Genomic DNA, 5465 nt, shown 5'->3' on the forward strand with positions numbered 1-5465 from the left:
TGATGACGTGCTGGGTCAGTACGGTCTCATGCCCGCGGCTGTCGCGGATCGTGACGTTGATGTCGTACTCGCCGGCATACAACGCCTGGGCCGTGGCCCGGTTCGGGAAGGCGGCATGCTGATGGCCGTTGACGTTGGGCGGAAACGACCATTCATAGCTCAGGCCTTCGAAGCGCCGGTTCATGGCCGGCAGGTCATGAGTCACGAACAGGTTCAGGTCGGACGGCGCCTGCACGGTCAGCTGCTTCATGGTCATGCTCCAGTTCGGCCAGACATAGGCCCAGGGCGCATAGCTCAAGGTAGTCTCCTTCAGCGTCGCGTCCTTGAAGCCGTCCACCCAGGCCCGGAACACCAACGGTTGCTTGTCGATCAGATCCTGCGCCGTCGGCGACCAGTCCAGCGTTTGCCCGGCGACCAGGCTGCCGTCCGGCAGCTGCCATTCCGTTACCAGACTGTGCACGCTTTCCATGCCACCCCAGGACGGTCTGACCGTGCCCTGATAGTGGTAAATCTTGCCCACTTCGACAGCCTTGGGTCCTTGCGCGCTGACTCTTGGCTTCTCTGGCGTATCCACGACCACGTAATAGCGTGCTGCCGTCCAGGCGGCCGGGTCATCGTTGCGGGTATCCGCCGGTCGCGTCCGCAGCGTCACGTAGACCTTGCCTTCGCTTTCCTCGGTCATCGTGGCGGTCGGCCCGGTCTGCACGGTTTTGCCGCTGGGCGCCTCGAGGGTCCATTCGTTCACCGTGTCCGTGGTCAGGATGCCGGCCCGGTACAGCTGCGCGGCCAGCGTGACCGCATGCCCCGGTGCGACATGGTGCGGTCCCACGATCTGCGCGTCCAGCTTCGAATAGGCCCATATTTCTGCTGGATTTGTGTAACTTTCAACCAGCGTATTCTTGTTTATCATCTTGACCCGAACCATCTTTCGGCCGGGTTCCGGCATCGGGATGCTATGGATGAATGTATTTGACTTCGGCTGGGAGTCCCAGGTCAGGCCGTTATCATTGCTGCGCTCCCAGGTTACTTCCTTCAGCGCCGCGCGGTTGTCCTGCGTCATCGTCAGGGTAAGCGCGAACGTCTTCGGGGCTGGCCCTTCCAACGCCTTGGCGCTAATCGTGCCTTCGAGCGAGCTGATCGCGCCTTCGATCGGCGTCCCCTTGACGACTTCGACATAGCGGGTAGACGAGGTTAGGGTAACGTCCAGCTCCGGCCTGTCGCTGACCAGCTCGGCGACCGCCGACAGCTTCATGAACAGCAGGCCGGCCGGGTCGACCTGGAAGGTCGCCTCGCCGTTGCTCAGGTCCTGCAGGTCAGTGACCGGGGTTTTAGCCGATTTGAGGTTGGTCTGCGCCAAAATTTGGGTCCGCCACTGCCCCATTGTTTCCGGCATATAGACAAAGCCGTCCTTGGTATACTTGCCGACTCTGACCTTAACAGTCACCAGGTCAGAGTCAATAGTCTGTTGCGGCACCTCAATTTCTAATTTCATATTGGTCTCGGTGCCGCCGATGGCGGTAATGACCTGCTCGCTGTAAGATTGCGGATAATCCTGCCAGGCTACGCGCAAGGTCACTGGCCGCTCTTCCAGCAGGCCCAGGTTCGGTGTCGAAAGCCAGTAGCTGCTGCCGCTAATAATATTGCTACGTTCCAGGTTTTGCTGGCTGTCGATCAGCTGGTATTTCAACTTGGCGCCGGTCGGCACGCCGGCAGTGACTGTCGCACGCGTGATAGGTTGCCCCTGCGGCACATAATAAGTGCCGTTTTTGACCTTGTAGCCGCCGTTCAAGCTAACTTGCGGCGGCGGCAGTTCCTTGGTTGTCACTTCGAAAGCACCGGCCTGTAGCACCGCCGTCAAGCCATCGGCAAACTGGCGCTTGACGGTATAGCCGAAAGTATGAACGCCTAAACTGGGCAGTGTGCCTTCCAGCTTGATCTGGTTCAGCGACTCGGAGCGTTTTTTGTTAAACCCCTCAACGCCGGTAAACTCGACAAAACAGGCGCGACTGCCATTGGCGGCTTTTGCCTGGGCCGTTGCCTGGTCAGGCGACAGGTAGCAGATTAAATCAGACTCTTGTTTGAAAAGCAGGCTGATCGTTTCGATGACGACATAGGCTTCATTTTTACCGCTCAGACTAAAATTCCACGGGATCGTCGAGACCGTGACGGCTTGGCTGATCGGCTCTGAATCATAGCGGGTGCCGTTGATCCAGCGCGAAACCACGGCTTGCACGGTAAAATCGCCGGCGGTACCGGGGTATCCTGTCAGCGTCGGCAGGCCCTTGCTGTCAGTGCCGGCGACCAGGTCGGGTACGGTCGTGGTCAGTGTGACATAGCATTTCCTCGGATCGGCTTCCGCCTCGGCCTGTACGGTGGTCAGCGGGCAGACTGTATCGATGGGGGGGTGTAGCGATACTTCGACTCTCGTTTCACCCTGGTAAACGGTGGCCGGCGATACCGTTAAGGCCGGCATTGGAACAGCTTTGACTTTAAACGCCTGGGATTTGACTGCGGAGCCATAGCTTCCTGCAAGGCGCCATTCCGCCGTGTAGTTGCCGGCCGCCAAGCCCGTGCCAAGGCGGGACATTGATACGGCAGGTCCGTAATTCAACGAGGACAACGGCAAGGTTTCGATGACCGTGGTGTCTTTCTTAATGGACAGTGCGCCAGTCAACTCACCGTTGCAAGCGAACGCTTTGTAATTCAATTCGTAATTCGGCGCTTCATCAGGCAACAGTGCCGGAATGGCCAAGCTCGAAATTGATGGAGCCGAACACGAAACGGCCACGGTCCTGCTCAACTCGGCAATTTTCAACAGGTCAAAGCCGTCGAATTTATACACGGCCGCCACGATGGGGTAGCTGCCGACGGACTCGAATACGCCCGACAAGACGGGCAGTTCGCCGCTCGTGTCCACGGTCATGCCCGCAGGCGGCGTGGTGAAAGTCACATAGCATCGGCTTGAATCGGCCATGGCGGTCGCCTGCTCACTGGTAAATGGGCAATCGACGGTGGCCGGTTTGTTCAAGCTGGCAGTCATGGTGTCCTCGCCGGCATTGACACTCAAGCCCGGCGTGATGTTCAGGGTGGGCAAATTGATGGCTTTCACGGTCAGCGAAGCCGTCTGGGTGGCCAGGCCGCTGTCGGAGCTGGCTGTCATGCGCACCGCATAAGTGCCAGGCGTCAAAAGGCCCTTGTGGGTGAAGGTATGAGTCAGATCAGTGCCGTTCGGAGCCGCGACCGGCGCGCCGGACACGACCACATCATTGTTGGAGTCCAGAACATCGACTTTCATCTGGCTGTGGGTCGAGCAGGCTGGCAGACTATAGGTCGCATTGGACTGGAACTGCGTGGCTTGCTGGATAGAGTCCTGCGGCAATGTGAAGGCCGAGATCACGGGGGCGCCACATACCACCTTGGCAGTACCGGCTCCGGTAAGAACCGAGCCGCCTTTATCGGTGACCGTGAATTCGAAGGTCAAATCGCCTGAGAACAGACCGTCTGCCGGTGGCGTGTAGACAAACTTGTCGGCCACAATTGCCACGTTACCCGTTGTGGGCTGTTGGGTGATCGCCAGGGTGAAGCTCTCAGTTTGTCCAGCCGTGACATTCGGATCCGTGATGACAGGCGCAGTCTCTGCACTGGGAACGGTTGAGCTGGTTGTCAGGGCTACGCTGGCCTGCGTCGGGGCGCCGTTGGCCCAGCCTTCGGCCTGGTTGCCGGCACTGCCGGTCAAGGAGTCGACAACGGTTTTGACTAAATAGAAGTAGGAATTGACGTCTGTTACCGTTGTATCGTCATAGGAGGCATTGCCATTTGATGAAGTCGCCGTTGCTGTCGCAATCTTGGCCGGAGTCCCTGTCGGGCTCTTCGCCCGCCAGATCTCATAAGCGGTAGCATCCGGATCGGTTGGCCAGGTCAGGGTGATCTTGCCGGTCTGTGTTCCTTGGCTGGCGCTCAAGCCAGTGATGATTGCAGGTAGCTTGCCATAGCCCTCGTCTTGTTCAGAGTCCGGACCTGAACCGATCAAATTTTTGCCGATTACCGTGTAGAAATAGTGAGTGTCTGCCGATGCGGTCGTATCGTCGTAACCGATCCCTGTGATGCCGCTGGCCAGCAAGCTGCCTTTGGTGCCGGCACTCGTTGAACGGTAAACGTCGTACTCGGTCGCATTCAGGTCGGCACTCCAGCTGATATTCACCTTCGCGTAGAGCGTACCATCAGTCGCACTGACGCCTTTTATCTTGTCTGGGATTATAAGGCCGGTTTTGGTCCAGTCTTTACGGGGTGAAAGATCGTTGAGACCAAGTTGGCCTGAAGCGTTTTGGCCTGCCGCCCAGAGGGTGCCGTTGGTTTTCAAGGCCAGCGAGTGTCCTATTGCTGCTGAAGCCATTACGACATTATCGGCGACCTGTTTCCAGTAAGTAATATCGGAATTCGTTGTTCCATCACCGTATTGGCCAGATGAGTTATTGCGCCAATTAGCCCAGAGAGAGCCATCGATTCTAGTAGCCAAAGCGATGTTCATAGTGGAGCCACTAGCCGAGATGTCTGTGACGCCATCCAATACCTGATGCAATCCGTAGGAACTGAAGTCAGCCGGGGCTCCCAGGCCATCCCAGGTCTCGTAACGGCTCACACCGTAAGCCCACAGCGTATTGTCATCCTTGATCGCGAAAAGGCCATTCCACGAAGCCGCTATTTTCTTAAATCCAGTCCCAATTAAAGTGCTGTCGACATAGAGACTTCCATCGGTCTTCAATGCATAGACGTTTTTTGTAGAAGCAGTGATTTGTTTGATATTGGTGTAAGTGGTCGTGGACCATGTAGAGCTATTCCATGGTTTTTCATAGACAGTGCCTGACATGATTACCCAAATCTTGTCTCCTTTAACATTTGTATGAATGGAGGACACGTCACTCAAGATTTGCTGCCAGTTATTGTAAAATGAGGAGCCGTTTACCGATCCGACTGCCCACAGTGTTCCGTCCGTTTTCAGCGCATACGAAGCGTTACTAGCAGCTAGCATATCCTGAACATCAGTCAGCACGGGTTTAAAAATTTTAGCGGGAAGATATGTGCCATTGCCCAGCTGGCCGTAGTTATTAATGCCGGCCGCATACAGTTGTCCGTTAGCCTTAAGGGCAAGGCTAAAATAAGGTCTTGTCGTGATTTTGGTGTAAGTGTCCGAGCCGGTTAGGGCCGTGGTCGCAGGCGTGCGATAGCCATAGTCAGTATTGGTTTGCTCGCTGGCGCCAGCAACTTTGATGTAATAGCCGTAAACAGCCCCCGTTGTGACGCCTTGCGTCGTCGCGGTGTCGGAGTACGTGGTGGCGGTGGTCGTGGCGATCAGTGATTTTGAGCCATTCAACCCCAATGATCGGTAAATCTCATACGTCACCGTGCCGCTGCCCATAGCGGTCCAGCTCAAATCCACGCTGGCAGCAACGGTGCCCTTCGTGGCC

The 5465-nt window shown here is 56.8% G+C and carries 1 protein-coding gene; it reads right to left on the minus strand.

All coding sequences use genetic code 11. The features are described from left to right. Positions 1–5465 (minus strand): hypothetical protein (locus IT781_RS21275; protein WP_194972176.1); only part of this gene is annotated, 5465 nt, incomplete at both ends.

Origin of the sequence: Methylobacter sp. BlB1 (genome assembly GCF_015476545.1) — a bacterium.
Taxonomy (GTDB): Bacteria; Pseudomonadota; Gammaproteobacteria; order Methylococcales; family Methylomonadaceae; genus Methylobacter.